This window comes from Ruegeria sp. AD2(2025) (assembly GCF_056542385.1).
Genome location: NZ_JBQFZS010000010.1, coordinates 54320 through 74998, shown reverse-complemented (window position 1 = coordinate 74998; position 20679 = coordinate 54320). Strand labels below are relative to the sequence as shown.

The 20679-nt window shown below is 61.1% G+C and carries 21 protein-coding genes; 18 read left to right on the top strand and 3 right to left on the bottom strand.

Translation table 11 applies throughout. The annotated features are described in order from the left end of the window. Position 1: 1 nt before the first annotated feature. The 8 genes from ACR1XV_RS17510 to radC are packed head-to-tail and all read left to right on the top strand — an operon-like array spanning position 2 to position 6190. Entirely contained in the window at positions 2-766 is a 765-nt protein-coding gene (locus ACR1XV_RS17510) for a thiazole synthase (protein WP_480533678.1), read from the top strand. Then, positions 763-1359 carry a thiamine phosphate synthase gene (locus ACR1XV_RS17505; RefSeq protein WP_480533676.1) on the top strand — a complete coding sequence of 199 codons (597 nt, stop codon included), beginning with the start codon at positions 763-765 and terminating at the stop codon, positions 1357-1359. Before ACR1XV_RS17510 ends, ACR1XV_RS17505 begins: the two co-directional genes overlap by 4 nt. After that, positions 1356-2321, top strand: a complete 966-nt coding sequence (locus tag ACR1XV_RS17500; RefSeq protein WP_480533674.1) for a HesA/MoeB/ThiF family protein — start codon at positions 1356-1358, stop codon at positions 2319-2321. The genes ACR1XV_RS17505 and ACR1XV_RS17500 overlap by 4 nt, the downstream gene beginning before the upstream one ends. Before the next feature lie 18 nt (positions 2322-2339). Then, entirely contained in the window at positions 2340-3275 is a 936-nt protein-coding gene (locus tag ACR1XV_RS17495; RefSeq protein WP_480533673.1) for an ABC transporter substrate-binding protein, read from the top strand. Beyond that, positions 3272-3946 carry a thiaminase II gene (gene tenA / locus ACR1XV_RS17490; RefSeq protein ID WP_480533672.1) on the top strand — a complete coding sequence of 225 codons (675 nt, stop codon included), beginning with the start codon at positions 3272-3274 and terminating at the stop codon, positions 3944-3946. The genes ACR1XV_RS17495 and tenA overlap by 4 nt, the downstream gene beginning before the upstream one ends. Next, on the top strand, positions 3943-4668 hold the full coding sequence (locus ACR1XV_RS17485) for an ABC transporter ATP-binding protein (protein ID WP_480533670.1): 726 nt from the start codon (positions 3943-3945) through the stop codon (positions 4666-4668). The genes tenA and ACR1XV_RS17485 overlap by 4 nt, the downstream gene beginning before the upstream one ends. Beyond that, on the top strand, positions 4665-5399 hold the full coding sequence (locus tag ACR1XV_RS17480; RefSeq protein WP_480533669.1) for an ABC transporter permease: 735 nt from the start codon (positions 4665-4667) through the stop codon (positions 5397-5399). The genes ACR1XV_RS17485 and ACR1XV_RS17480 overlap by 4 nt, the downstream gene beginning before the upstream one ends. Before the next feature lie 35 nt (positions 5400-5434). Then, positions 5435-6190, top strand: a complete 756-nt coding sequence (radC, locus tag ACR1XV_RS17475) for a RadC family protein (RefSeq protein ID WP_480533668.1) — start codon at positions 5435-5437, stop codon at positions 6188-6190. A gap of 3 nt (positions 6191-6193) precedes the next feature. Here the strand turns inward: radC and ACR1XV_RS17470 are convergent, their stop codons facing one another. From ACR1XV_RS17470 to secA, 3 genes are all read right to left on the bottom strand, one after another. Next, the gene (locus ACR1XV_RS17470) at positions 6194-7741 is read right to left on the bottom strand and encodes a phosphate ABC transporter substrate-binding/OmpA family protein (protein ID WP_480533667.1); all 1548 of its coding nucleotides are present in this window, start codon (positions 7739-7741) and stop codon (positions 6194-6196) included. Positions 7742-7766: 25 nt separating this feature from the next. Then, positions 7767-8684 (bottom strand): hypothetical protein, encoded by a 918-nt coding sequence (locus ACR1XV_RS17465; RefSeq protein ID WP_480533665.1) that lies wholly within the window; start codon positions 8682-8684, stop codon positions 7767-7769. A 100-nt stretch (positions 8685-8784) separates the two neighbouring features. Then, complete coding sequence (gene secA / locus ACR1XV_RS17460) at positions 8785-11502, bottom strand: preprotein translocase subunit SecA (RefSeq protein WP_480533663.1); 2718 nt, start codon at positions 11500-11502, stop codon at positions 8785-8787. Positions 11503-11678: 176 nt separating this feature from the next. Between secA and ACR1XV_RS17455 the strand changes: the two genes are divergently transcribed. The 10 genes from ACR1XV_RS17455 to ACR1XV_RS17410 all read left to right on the top strand — a co-directional run bounded on the left by ACR1XV_RS17455 (position 11679) and on the right by ACR1XV_RS17410 (position 20651). Beyond that, positions 11679-12527, top strand: a complete 849-nt coding sequence (locus ACR1XV_RS17455; RefSeq protein ID WP_480533661.1) for a peptidylprolyl isomerase — start codon at positions 11679-11681, stop codon at positions 12525-12527. A 5-nt stretch (positions 12528-12532) separates the two neighbouring features. Continuing rightward, on the top strand, positions 12533-13759 hold the full coding sequence (gene argJ / locus ACR1XV_RS17450) for a bifunctional glutamate N-acetyltransferase/amino-acid acetyltransferase ArgJ (protein WP_480533659.1): 1227 nt from the start codon (positions 12533-12535) through the stop codon (positions 13757-13759). Further along, positions 13756-14154 (top strand): 8-oxo-dGTP diphosphatase MutT, encoded by a 399-nt coding sequence (mutT, locus tag ACR1XV_RS17445; protein ID WP_170444583.1) that lies wholly within the window; start codon positions 13756-13758, stop codon positions 14152-14154. Before argJ ends, mutT begins: the two co-directional genes overlap by 4 nt. 28 nt (positions 14155-14182) lie before the next feature. Beyond that, positions 14183-14725: a hypothetical protein gene (locus ACR1XV_RS17440; protein ID WP_480533656.1), complete on the top strand. Its 543-nt coding sequence runs from the start codon at positions 14183-14185 to the stop codon at positions 14723-14725. Between the two features lie 301 nt (positions 14726-15026). Beyond that, positions 15027-17000 carry an AMP-binding protein gene (locus tag ACR1XV_RS17435; protein WP_480533654.1) on the top strand — a complete coding sequence of 658 codons (1974 nt, stop codon included), beginning with the start codon at positions 15027-15029 and terminating at the stop codon, positions 16998-17000. 76 nt (positions 17001-17076) lie between these two features. Next, positions 17077-17895 (top strand): ABC transporter ATP-binding protein, encoded by an 819-nt coding sequence (locus ACR1XV_RS17430; RefSeq protein ID WP_480533652.1) that lies wholly within the window; start codon positions 17077-17079, stop codon positions 17893-17895. A 29-nt stretch (positions 17896-17924) separates the two neighbouring features. Next, positions 17925-18911, top strand: coding sequence for a branched-chain amino acid ABC transporter permease (locus tag ACR1XV_RS17425; protein WP_480533650.1), 987 nt, complete (start codon positions 17925-17927; stop codon positions 18909-18911). Further along, positions 18898-19317 carry a hypothetical protein gene (locus ACR1XV_RS17420; RefSeq protein ID WP_480533648.1) on the top strand — a complete coding sequence of 140 codons (420 nt, stop codon included), beginning with the start codon at positions 18898-18900 and terminating at the stop codon, positions 19315-19317. The genes ACR1XV_RS17425 and ACR1XV_RS17420 overlap by 14 nt, the downstream gene beginning before the upstream one ends. Continuing rightward, entirely contained in the window at positions 19314-19571 is a 258-nt protein-coding gene (locus tag ACR1XV_RS17415) for a hypothetical protein (protein ID WP_480533646.1), read from the top strand. Before ACR1XV_RS17420 ends, ACR1XV_RS17415 begins: the two co-directional genes overlap by 4 nt. A 3-nt stretch (positions 19572-19574) precedes the next feature. Further along, positions 19575-20651 carry a branched-chain amino acid ABC transporter permease gene (locus ACR1XV_RS17410; protein ID WP_480533644.1) on the top strand — a complete coding sequence of 359 codons (1077 nt, stop codon included), beginning with the start codon at positions 19575-19577 and terminating at the stop codon, positions 20649-20651. Positions 20652-20679: the final 28 nt, after the last annotated feature.

Genomic DNA, 20679 nt, shown 5'->3' with positions numbered 1-20679 from the left:
CATGAAGAGGTTCTACGGCACCGAATTGCCCAACCCGCTGATGCTGGGCACCGCGCAATATCCCAGCCCTGCGATCCTGGAACAGGCGTTCCGCGACAGCGGCGCGGGGGTGGCCACGGTGTCTCTGAGGCGTGAATCCGGGGCAGGGCAGACCTTTTGGCAGATGATTCAGGACCTTGGCGTGTTGATCCTGCCCAACACCGCTGGGTGCCATACGGTGAAGGAGGCGGTGACCACAGCGCAGATGGCGCGAGAGGTGTTCGACACCAACTGGATCAAGCTGGAGCTGATCGGTCACACCGACAGCCTGCAACCGGACGTGTTCCAACTGGTCGAGGCTGCGCGCATTCTGACCGAGGATGGCTTTCAGGTCTTCCCCTATACCACCGACGATCTGATCGTGGGGGAACGCCTGCTTGCGGCCGGGTGCGAGGTGCTGATGCCATGGGGTGCTCCGATTGGCTCGGGGCGGGGGTTGAATAACGAATATGCTTTGCGCGCGATGCGGGCGGAGTTTCCCGACATACCGCTGGTGATCGACGCAGGTATCGGCCTGCCCAGCCATGCCGCACATGCGATGGAATTGGGTTATGATGCCGTTCTGCTGAACACCGCCGTAGCCCGCGCCGGAGATCCCGCGATGATGGCCCGCGCCATGATGCGCGCGATCGAGGCCGGGCAACTGGCCCATCAGGCCGACCCGATCGAGGCACGCGATATGGCCGAACCTTCAACCCCTGTGATCGGAAAGGCCTTTCTGTCATGACGCTGGATCGTTTCTATCCGATCTTTGATCACTCGGACTGGCTGCGGCGGATGCTGCCTTTGGGCGTGAAGCTGGTGCAGTTGCGCATCAAGGATCAGCCCGAGGATGTGGTACGCGATCAGATCGCCGTGTCGCGCGACCTGTGCCGGGATCATGGCGCGGTGCTGGTGGTGAATGACTATTGGCAGGCTGCGATTGATCTGGGCTGCGACTGGATTCATCTGGGGCAGGAGGATCTGGACGATGCCGATCTGAACGCCATCCGCCGCGCGGGCCTCGGGCTGGGCGTATCCACCCATGATGATGATGAGCTCGAGCGGGTGCTGGCCATGGACCCGGACTATGTTGCTCTGGGTCCGGTCTATCCGACCATTCTGAAAAAGATGAAATGGCATCAGCAGGGCCTGCCGCGCGTCACCGAATGGAAGGCGCGCGTGGGCGGTATCCCTCTGGTCGGGATCGGCGGGATGAGCGTCGAACGTGCTCCGGGTGTGCTTGAGGCGGGGGCGGATATCGTCTCGGTCGTCACGGATATTACCCTGAACGACGACCCCGAGGCGCGGGTGCGCCAATGGATCGAGGTCACCAGATGAGCCGCTACGCGCGCCAGACGTTACTGCCCGAGGTTGGGGCCAAAGGGCAGGCGCGTCTGTCCTCGGCTCGGGTTCTGGTGGTCGGGGCCGGAGGGCTGGCTGCGCCAGTCTTGCCTCTGTTGGCCGGGGCTGGCGTCGGGCGGATCACGATCGTGGATAGCGACACGGTCGATCTGTCGAACCTGCATCGCCAGACCTTGTTTGCCGAGGTGGATTGTGGGCGACCCAAAGCCGAAATCGCTGCGGATCGGTGTCGCGCTTTGAATGGCGAGATTGCGGTCACTGGCCAAAAACAGACTCTAACAAGCGAGAATGCAGCCACCTTAGTGGCGCGGGCAGACGTGATCCTGGATTGCGCCGACAGCTATGCCGCCAGCTATATCCTGTCGGACACCTGTCTGGCGCAGGGCAAAGCGCTGATCAGCGCCTCGGTGCTGGGGCTGTCGGGTTATGTCGGCGGGTTCTGCAGCGGAGCTCCGTCGCTGCGCGCCCTGTTTCCGGATGCGCCGGACAGCGGGGCCAGTTGCGCCACGGCGGGCGTTCTTGGCCCCGTGGTGGGGACGATTGGAGCGATGCAGGCGCAAATGGCGCTGAACATGATACTCGGGCTCGACCCGTCTCCTCTGGGTCAGATGGTCCAGTATGATGGCCGCACTCTGCGCAGCAGCAGTTTCCGGTTCGATGATGCGCCCGAGCCCAGTAGCTGTTTCCGCTTTCTCTCGGCCAGTCAACTGACGGCTGAGGACCAGATTGTCGAACTGCGCGCCCTCGACGAAGCACCGACCCCTGTGCACCCCAGCGCGCAGCGTATCTCACCAAATGACCTGAACAATATCGACGCTAACAAAGGGAAACGACTGGCACTCTGCTGCGCCACCGGTCTGCGGGCATGGCGCGCAGCCGAACGGATTCAACCGGATTGGCCGGGCGAGATTGTCCTCGTCGCGGCCTCAACCTCGTGAAAAAAGGAAACGCGAGCTATGAAAAAACTGATCGCTGCGATCGCCCTGCTGGCCGCCGCGCCCGCCTGGGCCGAGGACAAGATGACCGTCCTGCTGGACTGGTTCATCAACCCCGATCACGGCCCCATCATCGTGGCGCAGGAAAACGGCTATTTCGCCGAGCAAGGGCTTGAGGTCGAGATTGTCCCGCCCGCCGATCCGTCCGCTCCGCCCCGTCTGGTGGCCGCAGGTCAGGCCGATCTGGCCGTGTCCTACCAGCCGCAATTGCACCTGCAAATCCACGAAGGCCTTCCGCTGAAACGCGTCGGCACGCTAGTCGCGACCCCGCTAAACTGCCTGCTGGTGCTGCAGGACGGCCCGATCAAATCGCCCGCCGACCTCAAGGGCAAGAAGATCGGCTTTTCCGTCGCAGGCGTGGAAGAGGCCGTTGTGGGCACCGTTCTGGGCAAATACGGCGTGACGCTGGACGAGGTCGAGATGATCAACGTGAACTTCTCTCTCTCGCCGTCACTGATGTCCGGTCAGGTGGATGCGGTGATCGGGGCGTATCGGAACTTTGAGCTGAACCAGATGGACATCGAAGGCGTCCCCGGCACCTGTTTCTACATCGAGGAAGAAGGCGTGCCGCCCTATGATGAGCTGATTTACGTCGCTAACCCCGAAACGATGGATATCGACAAAGTCACCCGCTTCCTCGCCGCGACCGAGAAGGCGACGCAATATATCGTCAACAACCCGGAAAAAAGCTGGGAGATTTTCGCCGCGACCTCGACCGAACTGCAGGATGAGTTGAACGCCCGCGCCTGGGTCGACACGCTGCCGCGCTTTGCTCTGCGTCCGGCGGGTCTTGAGGCCGGTCGCTATGCGCGGTTCGAGCAATTCCTGAAAGACAGCGGCATGATCGACAGCATCAACCCGGTCAGCGACATCGCCATCGACGTGACTGCGCAATGAGCGGGTATGGCAAAGCCTTCACCCTGATGCGGGATGCCGCACAGGACCCGTGGCGGGACTATACCCGCCACGCTTTTGTCGAGGGCCTGAAGGACGGAACGCTGCCGCGCGCGGCGTTCCTGCACTATCTGCGGCAGGATTATGTGTTCCTGATCCACTTTTCTCGCGCCTGGGCGTTGGCCGTGGTGAAATCGGAAACGCATTCGGAAATGCTGACGGCTGTGGGCACCGTCAACGCGCTGGTCGCCGAAGAGATGCAACTGCATATCGGTATCTGCGAGGCGGCAGGGATCTCGCAAGAGGACCTGTTTGCAACCCCCGAACGGGCGGAGAATCTGGCCTATACCCGCTTCGTGCTCGAGGCCGGATACAGCGGCGATTTGCTCGACCTGCTGGCGGCGCTTGCGCCCTGCGTGATGGGCTATGGCGAGATCGGCGCGCGGCTGGCGACCGAGGCAACCTCGGACACCTATCGCGACTGGATCAACACCTATGCCGGCGAAGACTACCAAAGCGCGTGTAAGGCGGTCGGGGAATTGCTTGATCAGGCTCTAACACGGCGTATTGGGGCGGATTTTGAAACTTCTCCGCGCTGGGATCGTCTGTGCCAAACCTTCCGCACCGCGACCGATCTAGAGGTCAATTTCTGGCAAATGGGCCTGACGCCATGACCCCCGCGCCCGATCTGACCATCAGCGGCACGGCCACCATCGACGGCGCGACCTTGTTCGCGCCGTTGACCCTGACCCTCGGGTCCGGGGCGTGGACCTGTCTGCTGGGCGGATCGGGCGTTGGCAAAACCACCGTTCTGCGGCTGATTGCGGGGCTGGAAACCGGCGCCGCGTTCAGCGGTCAGATTAACGCCAGCGACGGGCAGCCGGTGACCAAACGCGTGGCGTATATGGCGCAGGATGATCTGCTGTTGCCTTGGGCGAGCGTGGCGCAGAATGTCACTCTGGGTGCGCGGTTGCGCGGCGAAGCGCCCGATCTGGACCGGCGGGACCGGCTGATCGAGCGGATGCGCCTGCAGGATCACCTGACCAAGAAACCGGCTGAGCTTTCAGGTGGTCAGCGGCAACGCGTGGCCCTTGCCCGCACGCTGATGGAGGACCGCCCCATCGTGCTGCTGGATGAGCCCTTTTCAGCCCTCGACGCCCGCACCCGTGCCGACATGCAGGATTTGGCCGCCGAGGTATTGCAGGGTCGCACCGTCCTGCTGGTCACCCATGACCCGGCCGAGGCCGCGCGTCTGGGGCAGTCCATCATGGTGATGACGCAGCACGGCTTGACGCCTTGTGATCCGCCTTCAGCCTCCGCGCCGCGCCGCGTGGACGATCTTGAGACGCTGGAAACACAAGGCGCGCTGCTGAAACTGCTGCGAGAGGCCGCATGAAAGTCCTCTCGGCCCTTGCAGCAACCATCTTTGCTCTGGCCGTCTGGCAGGCGATTGTCAGCCTGACCGGGTTGCCGAAATTCATCTTGCCGGGCCCGGCGTTGGTGGCCGAGACATGGTGGCAGAACCGCTGGCTGATCGCCGAGCACACATGGATCACGGCGGTTGAGGTGGTCATCGGTCTGGCCGTCGGAACCGTGTTGGGCGTGGTGACAGCGTTGCAATTGGCCAATTCCCGCGCCGCGCGGGTGTTGGTGCAGCCGATGTTGGTGTTCACGCAGGCGCTGCCGGTTTTTGCGCTGGCACCGCTGCTGACTCTGTGGCTGGGTTATGGGCTTTGGTCCAAAGTGGCGATGGCTGTTCTGATCATCTATTTCCCGATCACCTCGTCCTTCTTCGACGGGCTGATGCGAACCCCTGCGGGCTATCTGGACCTTGCGCGCACGATGCAGGCGAGCCCGCGCGCGGTGCTGTGGCATATCCGCATTCCCGCCGCGCTGCCGCCGCTGGCGTCGGGGATGCGGCTGGCGGCGGTCTATGCGCCGATTGGGGCGGTGATTGGCGAGTGGGTCGGCTCTTCGCAGGGCTTGGGGTATCTAATGCTGCTGGCCAATGGCCGCGCCAAGACCGATCTGATGTTTGCGGCAATGCTGACGCTGGGCGTGTTTTCGATTGTGCTGCATATGATCATCCGCCGCGCCACGGCGCGCATGGCGGGTGAGGCACGTTAACCATTCGGAAACTGATTCTGCGTCAGGGTTGGCCCATGACACAGGACGCCTTTGCCGAAGCCCCCATGCTGTTCGATACGGACGAAGCGCCCGCGCAGCCGCTGCCCGGTGGTCGGTTACCCTCCTACATCAAAGACCACCGCAAGCGGCTGCGCGAACGGTTCATGGCAGGCGGGTCATCCGCGATGCCGGATTACGAGCTGTTGGAGCTGGTCCTGTTCCGTTCCATCCCCCGGCAAGACGTGAAACCGCTGGCGCGGGCCTTGATGGACACGTTCGGCGACTTCAACCGCGTCCTGACCGCGCCCGAAGAACGGCTGCGCCAGATCAAAGGCGTGGGCGATACGGTGATCACCGATTTGAAAATCCTTGAGGCTTGTGCCCATCGCATGGCCCGTGCGCGGGTGATGCAGCGGCATGTAATCTCTGGCTGGGACGCGCTGGTGGACTATTGCCACACGACAATGGCCCATCGCGAGACCGAGCAGTTCCGGGTGTTCTATCTGGATCGCAAGAACGTGCTGATCGCGGATGAGGAACAGGCCAAGGGCACCGTCGATCACGTCCCGGTCTATCCGCGCGAGGTGGCGAAACGGGCGCTGGAGTTGAACGCTTCGGCGCTGATCCTGGTGCACAACCACCCGTCGGGCGACCCGACGCCCTCGCAATCGGATATCGACATGACCAACCGGATTCAGGATGCGTGCTCGGCGCTGGGGCTGACCTTGCACGATCATCTGATCATCGGCAAATCAACTGAACTGAGCTTCCGGGCACAGGGATATCTGTGACGGCTACTGCACCCAGACCTCGACCCGCCGGTTGACTTTGCGGCCCCATTCGCTGTCGTCGCAGGCCATGGGCATGGCCTCGCCAAAGCCTTCGACCGCGATCTCGATGCTGTCGGGGATGCTGGTTTCAACGGCGGCCAGTACCAGATTGCGCAGGGTCTGGGCGCGGCGCTGGGCGATGCGGGTGTTCGCCTCGGCCCCGCCGACCCCGTCGCTAAAGCCGACAAAAGCCAGTTTGCGCACGTCCAGAGTGCCGCTTTCCAGCGCTTGCGCCAGTTGCAGGATGTTGGATCGGGATTGCGCATCCGGGCGCGATGATCCCGGCTCGAACCGGAAGGACAGCGACAGGCGGCGCATCGGGCGCAGGGTTTCGATCATGCGCTGTAGCGCGTCCAGCCCCACCTCGGTGCCACCGGTTGCGATGGCGTTGGCCAGCCGGTCGCCTTGCAGCCCGACGCGGATGGTTTCGGGCGCTTGGTCGACAAACCCGGCCCGCCGGATCTCCACCTGCGCCGCCGGGCTTTGGGTATAGGCCAGAAACTGGCGCGCCATCCGGGGCAGGCGACGCTGCGGCAGGTACAGGAACAGGGGCGCGGTCAGAGGGTAATCTTCGGTTTTTACCGCTTGCCGCGTTGCCCGGATCGCATGGCCGCAGCCTCCAGCCAGTGGCAGGGCCCGGGCGCGCCCGGTTTCCGCAAGGCTGGCGACGCCGATGGCAAAAGGGTCATCGGCCACGGCGCGCACCAGATCGCTGTTGCGGGGGTGGCGGGTGATTGCCCCGGACAGCGCCGCCTCGACCGGGGTCATCAGCAGGTCGTCCACCGCCTGCGCCAACCCTGACCCCGCGACCGTCAGATTCAGCGCTATCGGCGCGTCCGGGCCGCCCAGATCACCCCAGTTGCTGATCTCGCCCGCAAACACCCGCGCCAGATCCGAGGCCGAGATCTGCTGCACCGGATTGTCTGCCGCGACAACCGGCACAATCGCGTCCAAAGCCAGAACCCGCGACCGGCGCGGATGGGTCAGATCGCCCAGCCCGGCCTCGGTCGCCATGTCCTGCTCAGACAGCCGTATCTCGCGCTGGGCCAATACGATGTCCGCCGTGTTTCCGGCCAGATCGGCAAAGCCCTGTCCGGTGTCGGCGGCGCGCAGCAGAAACCGGGCCAGAGGGGCTTGCCGGTCGGGTTGGTGCAGGGCGTACCCCGTGCCATCCGGCGATTGTGCAACAACCAGCCCCTCTTGCGCGGCAAAACCGTCGATCAGCGCGGGCAGCAGGGTTTCGGCCATCACGGACGCGCCGGACAGGCGAATCTCGGCCACGAAGTCGGTCAGGTTGGGGCAGGCGGGTCCATCGCAGGTGACGCCCGAGCCATCAACGGTCAGCTCTCCGAATTGGGTATCGACGCGGTAAAACTCGCCATCATAGCCGAGCAGGGTGCCGACCACCTCGACCTTGCCGTCATGTGAGGTCAGGGTGATATCCTGCGCCGCCGCGCCCGCGGCCCCGCACAGGCCAATGAGCGCGGCCAGTGCCGCACGAAGAAATGTCATGGGGAAGTGTCGACCTGCCTGCTGTTTATTTTGCAGCGATTGTCAGGTCTGGGAACAGATTGTTCAACACCAGAAAATCACCCGTGGCGTCACAGCCCGGCATTTCCAGCGTCAGATCGCGTGAGCGCAGGCGCTGATCGGCGCGCCATTCCAGCGATTGCACCGGCAGGGCGGTGCCGCAATTGGCGGTGGTCACCTCGGCCTCGACCGACAGGGCGATTGCACCGGCCTCGGTCGTGGTGCCGACCGGGAAGGAATAAACCTCGATATTGCGCGCCTCGGCCGAGTCGCCCTGACCCAGATGGATGACCGACCCCGCGCCGCTGGCCTGGGGCCCGGACCAGACATGGCCCTCTTGCCCATAGCTGGCGCCAAATTCCAGCGCGTGTAGTTGCAGGTCGGTTTCGCCCTGCCATTGCAGCGCGATCCGGTTGAACCCCTTGATCTCGGGGACGTGAGTGGTGGCGACGGTGCCGGTCTGACCGGGCAGCGAGATCAGGAAGATTGCATATTCCGCCAGCGCGGGAATCGTCAGGTCCAGTCGGCCCAGCGCGTCGGTGCGGGTCGAAAAGACCAGCCCACTGTGATGCACCTCGACCGGTTCATCCATATGACAGGGCGCCTTGACTTGCAGCCGGGCATTGGCACCCGGCACGGCCATCGCCCGCGCCGACAGGTCGCAATTCGACGGGAAACGGGGCTGGACGCGGGCGGTCGGCGCTGCCTCGGGCGAGACGTCGTTGCGCGCATCCGTGGGGGAAGACGAGGTCAGCACAACGCTCTCGAGCCCGGGCAGGCCCGCCGATTGCGCCGAGATCGACGCAACACGTTCTGCGCCTTCAGGCGCAGGATGCCGAGCCGATCCGCTCTGCATCAGATATCCGATGGCCAGGGCGCAGGCAACGGTTCCGCCCGTGGTCACGTAATTCTTAATTACAAACAAGTCACCCTCCCCAGTTGAAGGAGCGAGTCGCAATCTGGCCGCCAATCGCGGCCAATATGTGGCCGCGAGGCGGACTCATTGTGTCGGATTGTGGCTAACGTTAGGTCAGCCTGCCATGACAATGCTTGAATTTCTTGCCTGATCCGCAGGGGCATTTGTCATTGCGGGACGGGTTGCCCCACGTTGCGGGGTCGTCCTCGACAAAGCCCGGCCGCGCATCGCCCGAGGCATCGGCCTCGGCCAGCGCTTCGGCCCGGTTTGCGGCCTGATCGACCGCCTGCTGCGACTGCGCCTGCTGGGCCTGCATCTGGGCCAGCATCTCGCGCTGTTCTTCTTCGGTCAGCGGGCGCACGCGCGACAATTGCTGTGTCACCGTTTCGCGCAGGGAATCCAGCATCCCTTCGAACAGCTGGAAGCTTTCGTTCTTGTATTCGTTCAGCGGATCGCGCTGGGCATAGCCCCGGAACCCCACGACCGAGCGCAGATGTTCCAGCGTCAGCAGATGTTCGCGCCATTTGCCGTCGATGGTCTGCAGCAGCACCTGCTTTTCGATGTTGCGCATGTTCTCGGGGCCAAAGGCCACCGCCTTCTGCGCCATCATCTCGTCTGCGGCCTTGACCAGACGCTCGCGGATGTGCTCGTCATCCACGCCTTCTTCGGCGGCCCAGTCCTGCACCGGCGCATCAATGGTCAGCTTGTCCTTGATCGCTTCATGCAGACCCTCGGTATCCCACTGATCGGCATAGGACTTGGGCGGCATGTATTCGTCGATCAGATCGTCAATCACCTGCTCGCGCATGTCCGAGACGATCTCGGACAGGTCGTCTGACGACATGATCTCGCGGCGCTGGCTGAACACCACCTTCCGCTGGTCGTTCATCACGTCGTCGAACTTCAGAACGTTCTTGCGCATGTCAAAGTTGCGGCCTTCGACCTTGGACTGCGCGCGCTCCAGAGACTTGTTCACCCAGGGATGGACGATCGCCTCGCCCTCTTTCATGCCCAGCGTGGTCAGCACCTTGTCCAGACGTTCCGAGCCGAAAATGCGCATCAGGTCGTCTTCGAGGCTCAGGTAGAACACCGTGCGGCCCGGGTCGCCCTGACGGCCTGACCGGCCCCGCAGCTGGTTGTCGATGCGGCGGCTTTCATGCCGTTCCGACGCCATGACGTACAGACCGCCGGCCTCAAGCACCTTTTGCTTTTCTTCGGCGTGGCGGGCCTCCTGCGCGGTGCGCAGCTCGGCGGGGTCGGCCTCGGGGTTTTCGGCCAGCGCCTGCAGCACTTTCATCTCGACATTGCCGCCCAGCTGAATATCGGTGCCGCGCCCGGCCATGTTGGTGGCGATGGTCACCGCGCCAAAGCGGCCCGCATCGGCGACGATCTGCGCCTCTTGCTCGTGCTGGCGGGCGTTCAGAACGTTATGTTCGATGCCCTCCTTGCTCAGCAGCTGGCTCAGCACCTCGGATTTCTCAATCGACGTAGTGCCCAGCAGAACCGGCTGGCCCTTTTCCTTGGCGGTCTTGGTCTCTTTGATCATCGCGCCGTATTTCTCGGCGGCGGTGCGATAGACCTGATCGTCCTCGTCCAGACGGGCGATGGGCTTGTTGGTCGGCACCTCGACCACGCCGAGGCCGTAGATCTCGGCAAATTCCTCGGCCTCGGTCAGCGCGGTACCGGTCATGCCCGACAGCTTGTCATAGAGGCGGAAATAGTTCTGGAAGGTCACGCTGGCCAGCGTCACGTTCTCGGGCTGGATCTGCACGCCTTCCTTGGCTTCGATGGCCTGATGCAGACCTTCAGACAAGCGGCGGCCGGGCATCATGCGGCCGGTGAATTCGTCGATCAGCACCACGTTGCCGTCGCGCACGATATAGTCCTTGTCGCGGGTAAACAGCTTATGCGCGCGCAGGCCCTGATTGACGTGATGCACGACTGTGGTGCTTTCGGGGTCATAGAGCGAATGGCCCTCGGGGATCAGACCGGCGGCCAGCAGCTGCTGTTCCAGAACCTCGTTGCCTTCATCGGTGAAGGTGACGCTGCGGCTCTTTTCATCCAGCGAGAAGTGATCTTCGTTCAGCGTCGGGATCAGCGCGTCGATGGCGGTATACAGGTCCGAGCGGTCCTGCGAGGGACCCGAGATGATCAGCGGCGTCCGCGCCTCGTCGATCAGGATCGAATCCACCTCGTCCACAATCGCGAAATTGTGGTACTTCTGATAGACCTGCTCCAGATCGGCTTTCATGTTGTCGCGCAGGTAATCGAACCCAAGTTCGTTGTTGGTGGCATAGGTGATGTCGCATTTGTAGGCGGCCATCTTCTCGGCATCGGGCTGACCCGACCAGATCACGCCGGTGGTCATGCCCACAGCGGCAAACACTTTGCCCATCCATTCCGAGTCGCGCTTGGCTAGGTATTCGTTCACCGTGACCACATGCACGCCCTTGCCGGTCAGCGCGTTCAGATAGGCCGGGAAAGTGGCGACCAGCGTCTTGCCCTCACCGGTCTTCATTTCCGAGATATTGCCCTGATGCAGGAACGCGCCGCCCATCAGCTGCACGTCAAAGGCGCGCAGTCCCAGCGCGCGCTTGGCGCCTTCGCGGACGTTGGCAAAAGCCTCGGGCAGCAGGTCATCCAGCGCCTCGCCATCCAGCGCGCGTTTGCGCAGCTCGGCGGTCTTTTCGATCAGGCCCTCGTCGGACAGTTTCTCGAACTCGGGTTCCAGCGCGTTGATCTTTTCGATCAGGGGGCGGGTCGCCTTGATCTTGCGGTCGTTCGGTGTTCCGAACACCTTTTTGGCGAGCGTTCCGAGTCCCAGCATGTTCACTCCAGCGGATCTGTTCTTATCGTGGTTGCGACAGGCTTGCCCACCTTGCGCGCAACCCATAGATACGGGGGGTGAAAGGCGGCCCTGTCCAAGGCTTCAAGGCGATGTAAGCGGCAGGTTCCACAGTGTCAACGCTGCGCCCTGTCGCGGCAAAGAAATAGGATGAATCCATGCCCAAAGGCCTCACTTTTCTGCCATCGCTGGCCCTGACCGCCGTGATGGCGCTGCCGCTGGCCGCCCAAACCGCGCCCGATGCATCGACCGTCGTGGCCCGCGTTAACGGGGATGAGATCACATTGGGTCACGTCATCGCGACCGCATCCGCATTGCCCGCGCAGTACCAGGAGCTTGAAGATGAGGTGCTGTATGACTTCATCCTCGAACAGCTGGTCCAGCAGCACCTGCTGAGTCAGGAACAGGATGCGTTGAACCCCCTGAACGCGCTGCGGCTGGAAAACGAAACCCGATCCCTGCGCGCGGTGCAAACGGTCGAGGCGATCACCGCCGCCACCGTCACCGAAGAGGCCATTCAGGCCGCCTATGACGCGCAGTTCGCCGATTTCGAAGGCGAGGATGAATTCAACGCCAGCCACATCCTTGTCGAGACCGAGGAAGAGGCCAATGCCATCAAGGCACAACTGGATGACGGCGCTGATTTCGCTGAACTGGCGAAAGAGAAATCCACCGGCCCCTCGGGTCCGAATGGCGGCGCGCTGGGCTGGTTCGGCACCGGCCAGATGGTGCCCGAATTCGAAGGCGCGGTGATCGCTCTGGAAAAGGGTCAGGTCTCGGATCCGGTGCAAACGCAGTTTGGCTGGCACGTTGTCACGCTGAACGACAAGCGCAAATCGCAGGCCCCCGCGCTTGAGGCTGTGCGGGGCGATCTGTCCCAGACCATCCGGCAAGAGGCGATTCAGGCCAAGATTGACGAACTGACCCAAAGCGCACAGATCGAACGCCCCGCGCTGGAAGGTGCAGGCCCCGAAATCCTGCGCCAGATCGAACTGATTCAGGAGTAATCCCCGTGGCCACGATCACAAAGGTTTCTCCGCTGGCCCCGGCGGGCTTTCCCGAATTGCCCGCCATCGACGGCGTACGTTTCGCCACCGTCGAAGCAGGGGTGCGGTATCAGGGCCGCACCGATGTGATGCTGGCCGTGCTGGACCCCGGCACTTCGGTGGCCGGGGTGTTCACCCGGTCCGCCACCCGCGCGGCCCCGGTGCTGGATTGTCAGGACAAGATCGGGGGGCCTTCGGACGGGCCCGCGGCGATCCTTGTGAACTCGGGCAATGCCAACGCTTTTACGGGGCACTACGGCCAGACCTCGGTGGCCGAGCTTACGCAAGCCGTCGCCACAGCCACCGGCGTTCCGGTCGAGCGTGTCTTTACCTCATCGACCGGTGTGATCGGCGAGCCGCTGCCCCATGAGAAGATCGTATCGCAGCTTGAGGCGCTGAAAACAGGCCTCAGCCGCCACGCCATCGAAGACGCGGCGCGCGCCATCATGACCACGGATACCTTCCCGAAAGGAGCCAGCGCGCAGGTCGAGATTGACGGCAAAACAGTCTCTATTGCAGGAATTGCGAAAGGGTCTGGCATGATCGCGCCCGACATGGCGACGATGCTGGTTTATGTATTCACCGATGCGCAGATCGACCAATCGGTGCTGCAATCGATGCTGAGCGCCCAGACAGATCGCACCTTCAACTGCATCACCGTCGACAGCGATACCTCCACCTCGGACACGCTGCTGCTCTGCGCTACTGGAGCCTCGGGCGTCGATGTCACCGGCAATGCCGCCTTCGCGGACGCTTTGGAAACGGTGATGCTGGACCTCGCGCAGCAAGTGGTGCGCGACGGTGAAGGGGCCACGAAATTCGTAGAAATTCGTGTGACCGGAGCGGCCACGGACGCAGACGCCAAAACCCACGGGCTGGCCATCGCCAACTCGCCTCTGGTCAAAACTGCCATCGCGGGCGAAGACCCCAACTGGGGCCGCATCGTCATGGCCATCGGCAAATCCGGAGCCGCCGCCGACCGTGACTTGCTAAGCATTTCCTTCGGAGACATCCTTGTCGCCGAAAAAGGCTGGGTCAGTCCCGATTATAGCGAAGAAGACGCTGCCGCCTACATGAAAGGTCAGGATTTGGTCATCGCCGTTGATCTGGGCTTGGGCGAGGGCACATCCACCGTCTGGACCTGCGACTTGACCCACGGCTATATCGAGATCAACGCGGATTATCGCTCGTGAAAACAGTTCTGGTATCTGCCGTCGCCCTGATCGACATCGAGGGCCGCGTCCTGCTGGCCCAACGCCCCGAGGGCAAATCCATGGCCGGTCTCTGGGAATTCCCCGGCGGCAAAATCGAACCCGGCGAAACCCCCGAAGCCGCCCTGATCCGCGAATTGCACGAGGAACTGGGCATCGACACCTGGGCCTCCTGCCTCGCGCCCCTGACCTTCGCCAGCCACAGCTATGACGACTTTCACCTGCTCATGCCGCTGTTCGCCTGCCGCAAGTGGGAGGGCATCCCGCAGTCAAAAGAAGGTCAGGCGTTGAAATGGGTGCGGGCGAATGATCTGCGGAGCTATCCGATGCCTGCGGCGGATGTACCGTTGATTCCGATTCTAAGGGATTGGTTGTAGTGTTTTCCATATATATCGAGAAAAAGTTGTGAAGAATATTTCGGCAGTTTTGATTTTTCTTTCTACGACTGCGTACGCGGGCGAAAGGGAAGAACTCGTCGCGGCTCTGATGCAAGGGGGAAGCCATCAATTCGAAGATGAACGCCGTGAAGTTCAGGTTGATGGGTGTCAAATGACCACCTTTAGGTGGCGCGAAATACCCAACCATGGCTGGGTTCTCTGGACTTCATTCCAATTCGATATGATTGACGCTCAACTCAATGAGGACAATCGTTTTCCTGGAAAGAAGTACGCCTATGGCAAGCTTTACGACGGTACACCTGAGGTAGGTTTGGCGCTGTACGGATTCACAATGCGAGATGGCACGCTCACGAGACAAGAACGATCGGTGTTAAGAGAGCCCTCGTCGGATACGTCTCCTTCTCCTAGAGGTGACGGAAATAGCCACTATTACGAGTGGCGAGATAGCATGGTGATTTCGATGACAGGGCCCGGTGTAGAAACAAAAGCTATTACGTTTACAGAGGCTTATGATGCATACGTCAGCAAGTACTGCTCCTTCTCAAGTTAACATTCCTGTATTGCTTAGCTCGTAGGAATTATCAATTGATGTAACTGGAACCAAAGTCACTAATGCCGTTAAACGGCCACTCTCCGCCAACGCATGACAGCTGGTAAGCCTTCTTATGCGTTTCGTACAACTCGAAAGATCACCCCTCCAGCCCTGTTACAATTCGTAAGAATTGAGAAAACATCAGGCAAAACTTGACGCTGATCGTGACCGTGCCCTCAATGGGGCATTGGCGTTCGGGCACCATCCCGGACCCGCCATTTCCGACCCGGGGAGGGGTCGGGTGGGGAGGAGAGAAAGATTGGCTCAGACGCAGTCGGGTGCCGAAGGGATGCAGTCCCTTCCGGCGCTGTTACACCGCAATGTCGCGCAGTTCGGGGATGCCCCGGCCTATCGGGAAAAGGAATTCGGGATCTGGCAATGCTGGTCCTGGGCTGAAACGGCCAAGGAAATCCGCGCCATCGCGCTGGGGTTTCTGGAGCTGGGCGTTGAAAAAGGCGACCACATCGCCGTCATAGGCCGCAACCGTCCGGCGCATTACTGGTCGATGGTGGCCGCGCAGATGGTGGGCGCTGTGCCTGTGCCTCTGTATCAGGACTCGGTCGCCGAAGAGATGGCCTATGTGCTGGAACATTGTGGCGCGAAATACGTGGTCTGCGGCGATCAGGAGCAGGTCGACAAGGTCATCGAGATTCAGGAAAACCTCCATCAGGTCAAACACATCCTCTATACCGACAAGCGCGGTATGCGGAAATATGACCACTCCCAGATGAACGCGCTCGAGGACATCATGGCTGAGGGCAGCGCCGGGCATTTCCGGTTCGACGCCGAGCTCGACAAGCGCATTGCGGCGATCACCTATGACGATACCTGCGTGATGCTGTATACCAGCGGAACGACCGGCAAGCCCAAGGGCGTGGTGCTGTCAAACCGCAATGTCATTGAAAGCGCGAAGAATTCCGCTGAGTTCGACCATCTGACCCGGAACGAAGACATCCTGTCTTACCTGCCGATGGCCTGGGTCGGGGATTTCATCTTTTCCATCGGTCAGGCCTATTGGTGCGGGTTCTGCGTGAACTGCCCCGAAAGCGCCGACACGATGATGACCGACCTGCGCGAGATCGGGCCGACTTATTTCTTCGCCCCGCCGCGCGTGTTCGAGACCCAGTTGACCAATGTCATGATCCGGATGGAAGACGCGGGCAAGTTGAAGCGCAATATGTTCCACCACTTCATGGCGCATGCCAAAAAGGTCGGTGGGTTGCTGCTAGATGGCAAACCCGTGGGCTTTGGTGACAAGCTGAAATATGCGCTGGGCAACCTGCTGGTTTACGGTCCGCTCAAGGATACGCTGGGCTATGGCCGGTTCCGCGTCGGCTATACGGCGGGTGAAGCGATCGGGCCGGAAATCTTTGATTTCTATCGCTCTTTGGGCATCAACTTGAAACAGCTTTATGGCCAGACCGAGGCGACTGTGTTCATCACCGTGCAGCCTGATGGCGAAGTGCGTGCCGATACGGTTGGCGTTCCTGCGCCGGATGTTGAGTTGAAGATCGATGATAAGGGCGAGATCCATTATCGCTCGCCCGGGGTGTTTGTGGAGTATTACAACAACCCGGATTCCACCGCCTCGACCAAGGACGCCGAGGGCTGGGTGGCCACCGGGGATGCCGGGTTCATCGAGGAGGGCTCGGGCCATCTGCGGATCATCGACCGCGCCAAGGATGTGGGCAAGATGGCCGATGGGTCGATGTTTGCGCCCAAGTATGTCGAGAACAAGCTGAAATTCTATCCCGATATTCTTGAGGTCGTGCTGTTTGGTAACGGCAAGGATCGCTGTGTCGCTTTCATTAATATCGACCTGACGGCGGTGGGCAACTGGGCCGAACGCAACAACGTGGCCTATGCCTCCTACCAGGAACTGGCGGGACATCCGCGTGTGTTAGAGACGATTCGCAGCCATGTAGAAGAGGTGAATAAGTCGGTCGCGGCGGATGAGATGTTGTCGGGCTGTCAAGTGCATCGCTTTGTGGTGCTGCACAAGGAACTGGATGCCGATGACGGTGAGATGACGCGGACGCGGAAGGTGCGGCGCGGTTTTGTCGAGGACAAGTTCCACGACATCATCGCCGCTTTGTATGACGGGTCGGACAGCGTGTCGACCACGACCGAAGTGACCTATGAGGATGGCCGCAAGGGTTCGATCTCGGCGACGCTTGAGATTGTCGATGCGCCGGTTGTGCCGGTCACGCCGCATAAGGTGGCCGCGGAATGAGGGCCGTTCGAGCGCCGCTCGACCTTGCGGTCATCGCCCCGCCCGCCGTCCCGTTTTTTGTGTCAGGGAGGGTCTGATGCTGGATAATTCCGAAGGATATGTCACCGAAGACGGCCGCCAGATCGGCGGCGTGGTGATGGAGATGAAGAACATCACCCTGCGCTTTGGCGGTGTGGTGGCGATCAAGGATATCTCGTTCGACATCCGCGAGGGTGAGATTCGCGCCATCATCGGGCCGAACGGGGCGGGCAAGTCCTCGATGCTGAATGTGATTTCGGGGTTCTATGTCCCGCAGGAGGGTGAGGTCTGGTTTCATGGGTCGAAACGCCCGCCGATGCGACCTTTTGAGGTGGCGCAGCAGGGCATCGCGCGGACGTTCCAGAATATCGCTCTGTTCGAAGGGATGAGCGTTCTGGACAACGTGATGACCGGGCGTCTGAGCTTTATGAAGACTAACATCCTGCAGCAGGCGTTGTGGAAGGGGAAGGCCGAGGCGGAGGAGACCGAGAACCGCGAGGCGGTCGAGAAGATCATCGATTTCCTTGAAATTCAGCACATCCGCAAAACGCCCGTGTCTCGTCTGCCCTATGGTTTGAAAAAGCGCGTCGAACTGGCCCGTGCCTTGGCGGCAGAGCCCAAGCTGTTGCTGCTGGACGAGCCGATGGCCGGGATGAATGTTGAAGAAAAAGAGGACATGAGCCGCTTTATCCTCGACGTGAATGACGAGTTCGGCACCACGATTGCCCTGATCGAACACGATATGGGCGTGGTGATGGACCTGAGCGACCGGGTGGTCGTTATGGACTACGGAAAGAAGATCGGTGACGGCACACCGGATGAGGTCCGCAACAACCAAGAGGTTATCGACGCCTATCTGGGGGTCAGTCATGATTGATCGCCAAATGGAAATCTGGGGAGGCACCAATGCCTGAACAACTCGTATTTGCGATGGAGGTCATCCTCAACGGTCTGATGGCCGGGGTGCTTTATGCGCTGGTCGCGCTGGGCTTTGTGCTGATCTACAAGGCGTCCGGGATTTTCAATTATGCCCAAGGGGTTATGGCCCTGTTTGCGGCAATGACGCTGGTCGGGATCATGAAAGGACAGGTGCCCTTTGCGCATCTGATCAATGCGACCTTTGGCACGCATATCCATTACTTTGGCTGGAATGTACCGGCGCTGCTGGCGATTATCCTGACCATGGCCGTTATGGTCCTGTTGGCCTGGGCGGTGCAGCGGTTCGTGATGCGACATCTGGTGGGGCAGGAGCCGATTATCCTGTTCATGGCTACCATCGGTCTGGCCTATTTCCTTGAGGGCGTGGCCGACCTGATGTGGGGGTCCGAGATCAAGACGTTGGATGTGGGTCTGCCGCAGGGGATCAACCTGTGGATCGACGAGACGACCTTTAACATCTTCGATTATGGTTTCTTCATCGATAATCTGGATATCGTGGCAACGATCATCGCGGCCCTTCTGGTGGCGGCGCTGGTGGCGTTCAGCCAGTATACCAAACAAGGCCGGGCGATGCGTGCGGTGGCGGATGACCATCAGGCGGCGCTGTCGGTGGGGATTTCGCTGAACTTCATCTGGGTCATGGTCTGGTCGGTGGCCGGGTTCGTCGCGTTGGTCGCAGGGATCATGTGGGGCACCAAATCGGGCGTTCAGTTCTCGCTGAGCCTGATCGCGCTCAAGGCGTTGCCGGTGCTGATGCTGGGCGGGTTCACCTCGATCCCCGGAGCCATCGTCGGCGGGTTGATCATCGGCGTCGGAGAGAAGCTGTTCGAATTTGCCCTCGGCCCCGCGCTGGGCGGCGCAACCGAGAACTGGTTTGCCTATGTGCTGGCGCTGATCTTTCTGGTGTTCCGACCGCAGGGTCTGTTTGGGGAGAAGATCATTGAAAGGGTTTAAGTTCCCCATGATTTTGGGTGTCTCTGCGAGCATGGTTTTTCTTTGCGCGCTGGCCGCTTGGGGTGTCCCAGAGCTATGGACCGATGAGGGCGTATTCCGCTCTGGGTTGCTGAAGAAATTGATGATCTACGCGGCACCGATATTGGTGGCATTGCTCTATTTTGCCATTGCCGCTCTGCTTTTCAGGACTGGTTTCTTCGAAAGAACTATGGCGGTAGCTGGCTTTCTAGTCGCGCTTTCACTGCTGTTTTTTGCAGCGATTTCTGTGTTTGGCGTAATGGTAAGCATTGGAATTACTGGGATCATTTTTGGGACATTTCCACTCGCAATCACTGCTCTGTCGCTGGTCGGAACGTCCTTGGTGCTCCTCGACCGCGGAAATGAGGAAAAGGCTTCGATCTCATGACCAAACTGATCGCCATCATCAACGTCATCGCATGGGCGGGGTTCTGGGCCTTTGGGTATATCGCGCTCACCTCGGATGATCTGAGTGCAGGTCAATTGACCATCGCGGCCATTCTGGCCTTTGCCGGGCTGATCATGGGCGTTCTGGCCTATCTGAAACTGGTGCGCGCGTCCGAGGCGACCGGATACGCCAAAGGGTCCAACCAACTGGACGCAGCTGCCCGAAATCGGGCGCAGGAAGAATGGGGAAAGTAAGAAATGTTCTATCGTGAAGCCGGGGACTTCAAAGTCTCATATGTCGATGACAGCCAGACTTTCCCGATCAAGTTTGACCGGTATCGGTACTACGTGGTGCTGGCGGTGGCGTTTGGGATCATCCCGTTCATCATCAACGATTACTGGGCCAATGCGCTGCTGCTGCCCTTTCTGATCTACGCCATCGCGGCGATCGGGCTGAACATTCTGGTTGGTTATTGCGGACAGGTCTCGCTGGGGACCGGCGGGTTCATGGCGGTGGGGGCCTATGCCTGCTACAAGCTGATGACCGCCTTTCCGGATGTCAGCATGTTCATCCACGTCCTGCTGGCCGGAGGTATCACCGCCATCGTCGGTGTGCTGTTCGGCCTGCCGTCCCTGCGGATCAAGGGGTTCTATCTGGCCGTGGCCACGCTGGCGGCGCAGTTTTTCCTTGTGTGGCTGTTCAACCGGGTGCCGTGGTTCTACAACTATTCGGCCTCCGGTCAGATCAACGCGCCCGAGCGTGAGGTGTTCGGCATCATCATCACCGGGCCGAACGCGCCTGCCTGGGCCACCTATCTGTTCTGCCTGATCTTCCTGACGGTCTGCGCCATCATCGCACGCAACCTGACCCGCGGCACCACGGGCCGCACATGGATGGCGATCCGCGACATGGACATCGCGGCCGAGATCATCGGGGTGAACCCGCTCAAGGCCAAGCTGACCGCCTTTGCCGTCAGCTCGTTCTTTGTCGGCATCGCGGGGGCGCTGTTCTTCGCGGTCTATCTGGGCGCGGTCGAGGTCGGAGAAGTCTTCGGCATCCAGAAATCGTTCCTGGTGCTGTTCATGGTAATTATCGGCGGATTAGGATCTATTTTTGGCTCCTTCGCCGGGGCGGCCTTTCTGGTGCTGCTGCCGGTGGTTCTGAAAGTGGTCGGCGTCGATGTTCTGGGTTGGCCCACGGATATCGTGGCGCATCTGCAGCTGGTGATCGTCGGTGCGCTGATCATCATGTTCCTGATCCTCGAACCGCACGGGCTGGCGCAGCTGTGGCGCGTGGCGAAAGAGAAACTGAGACTCTGGCCGTTCCCGCACTAGGGGGCAGGCCCAACCAAAAGACGGGTGG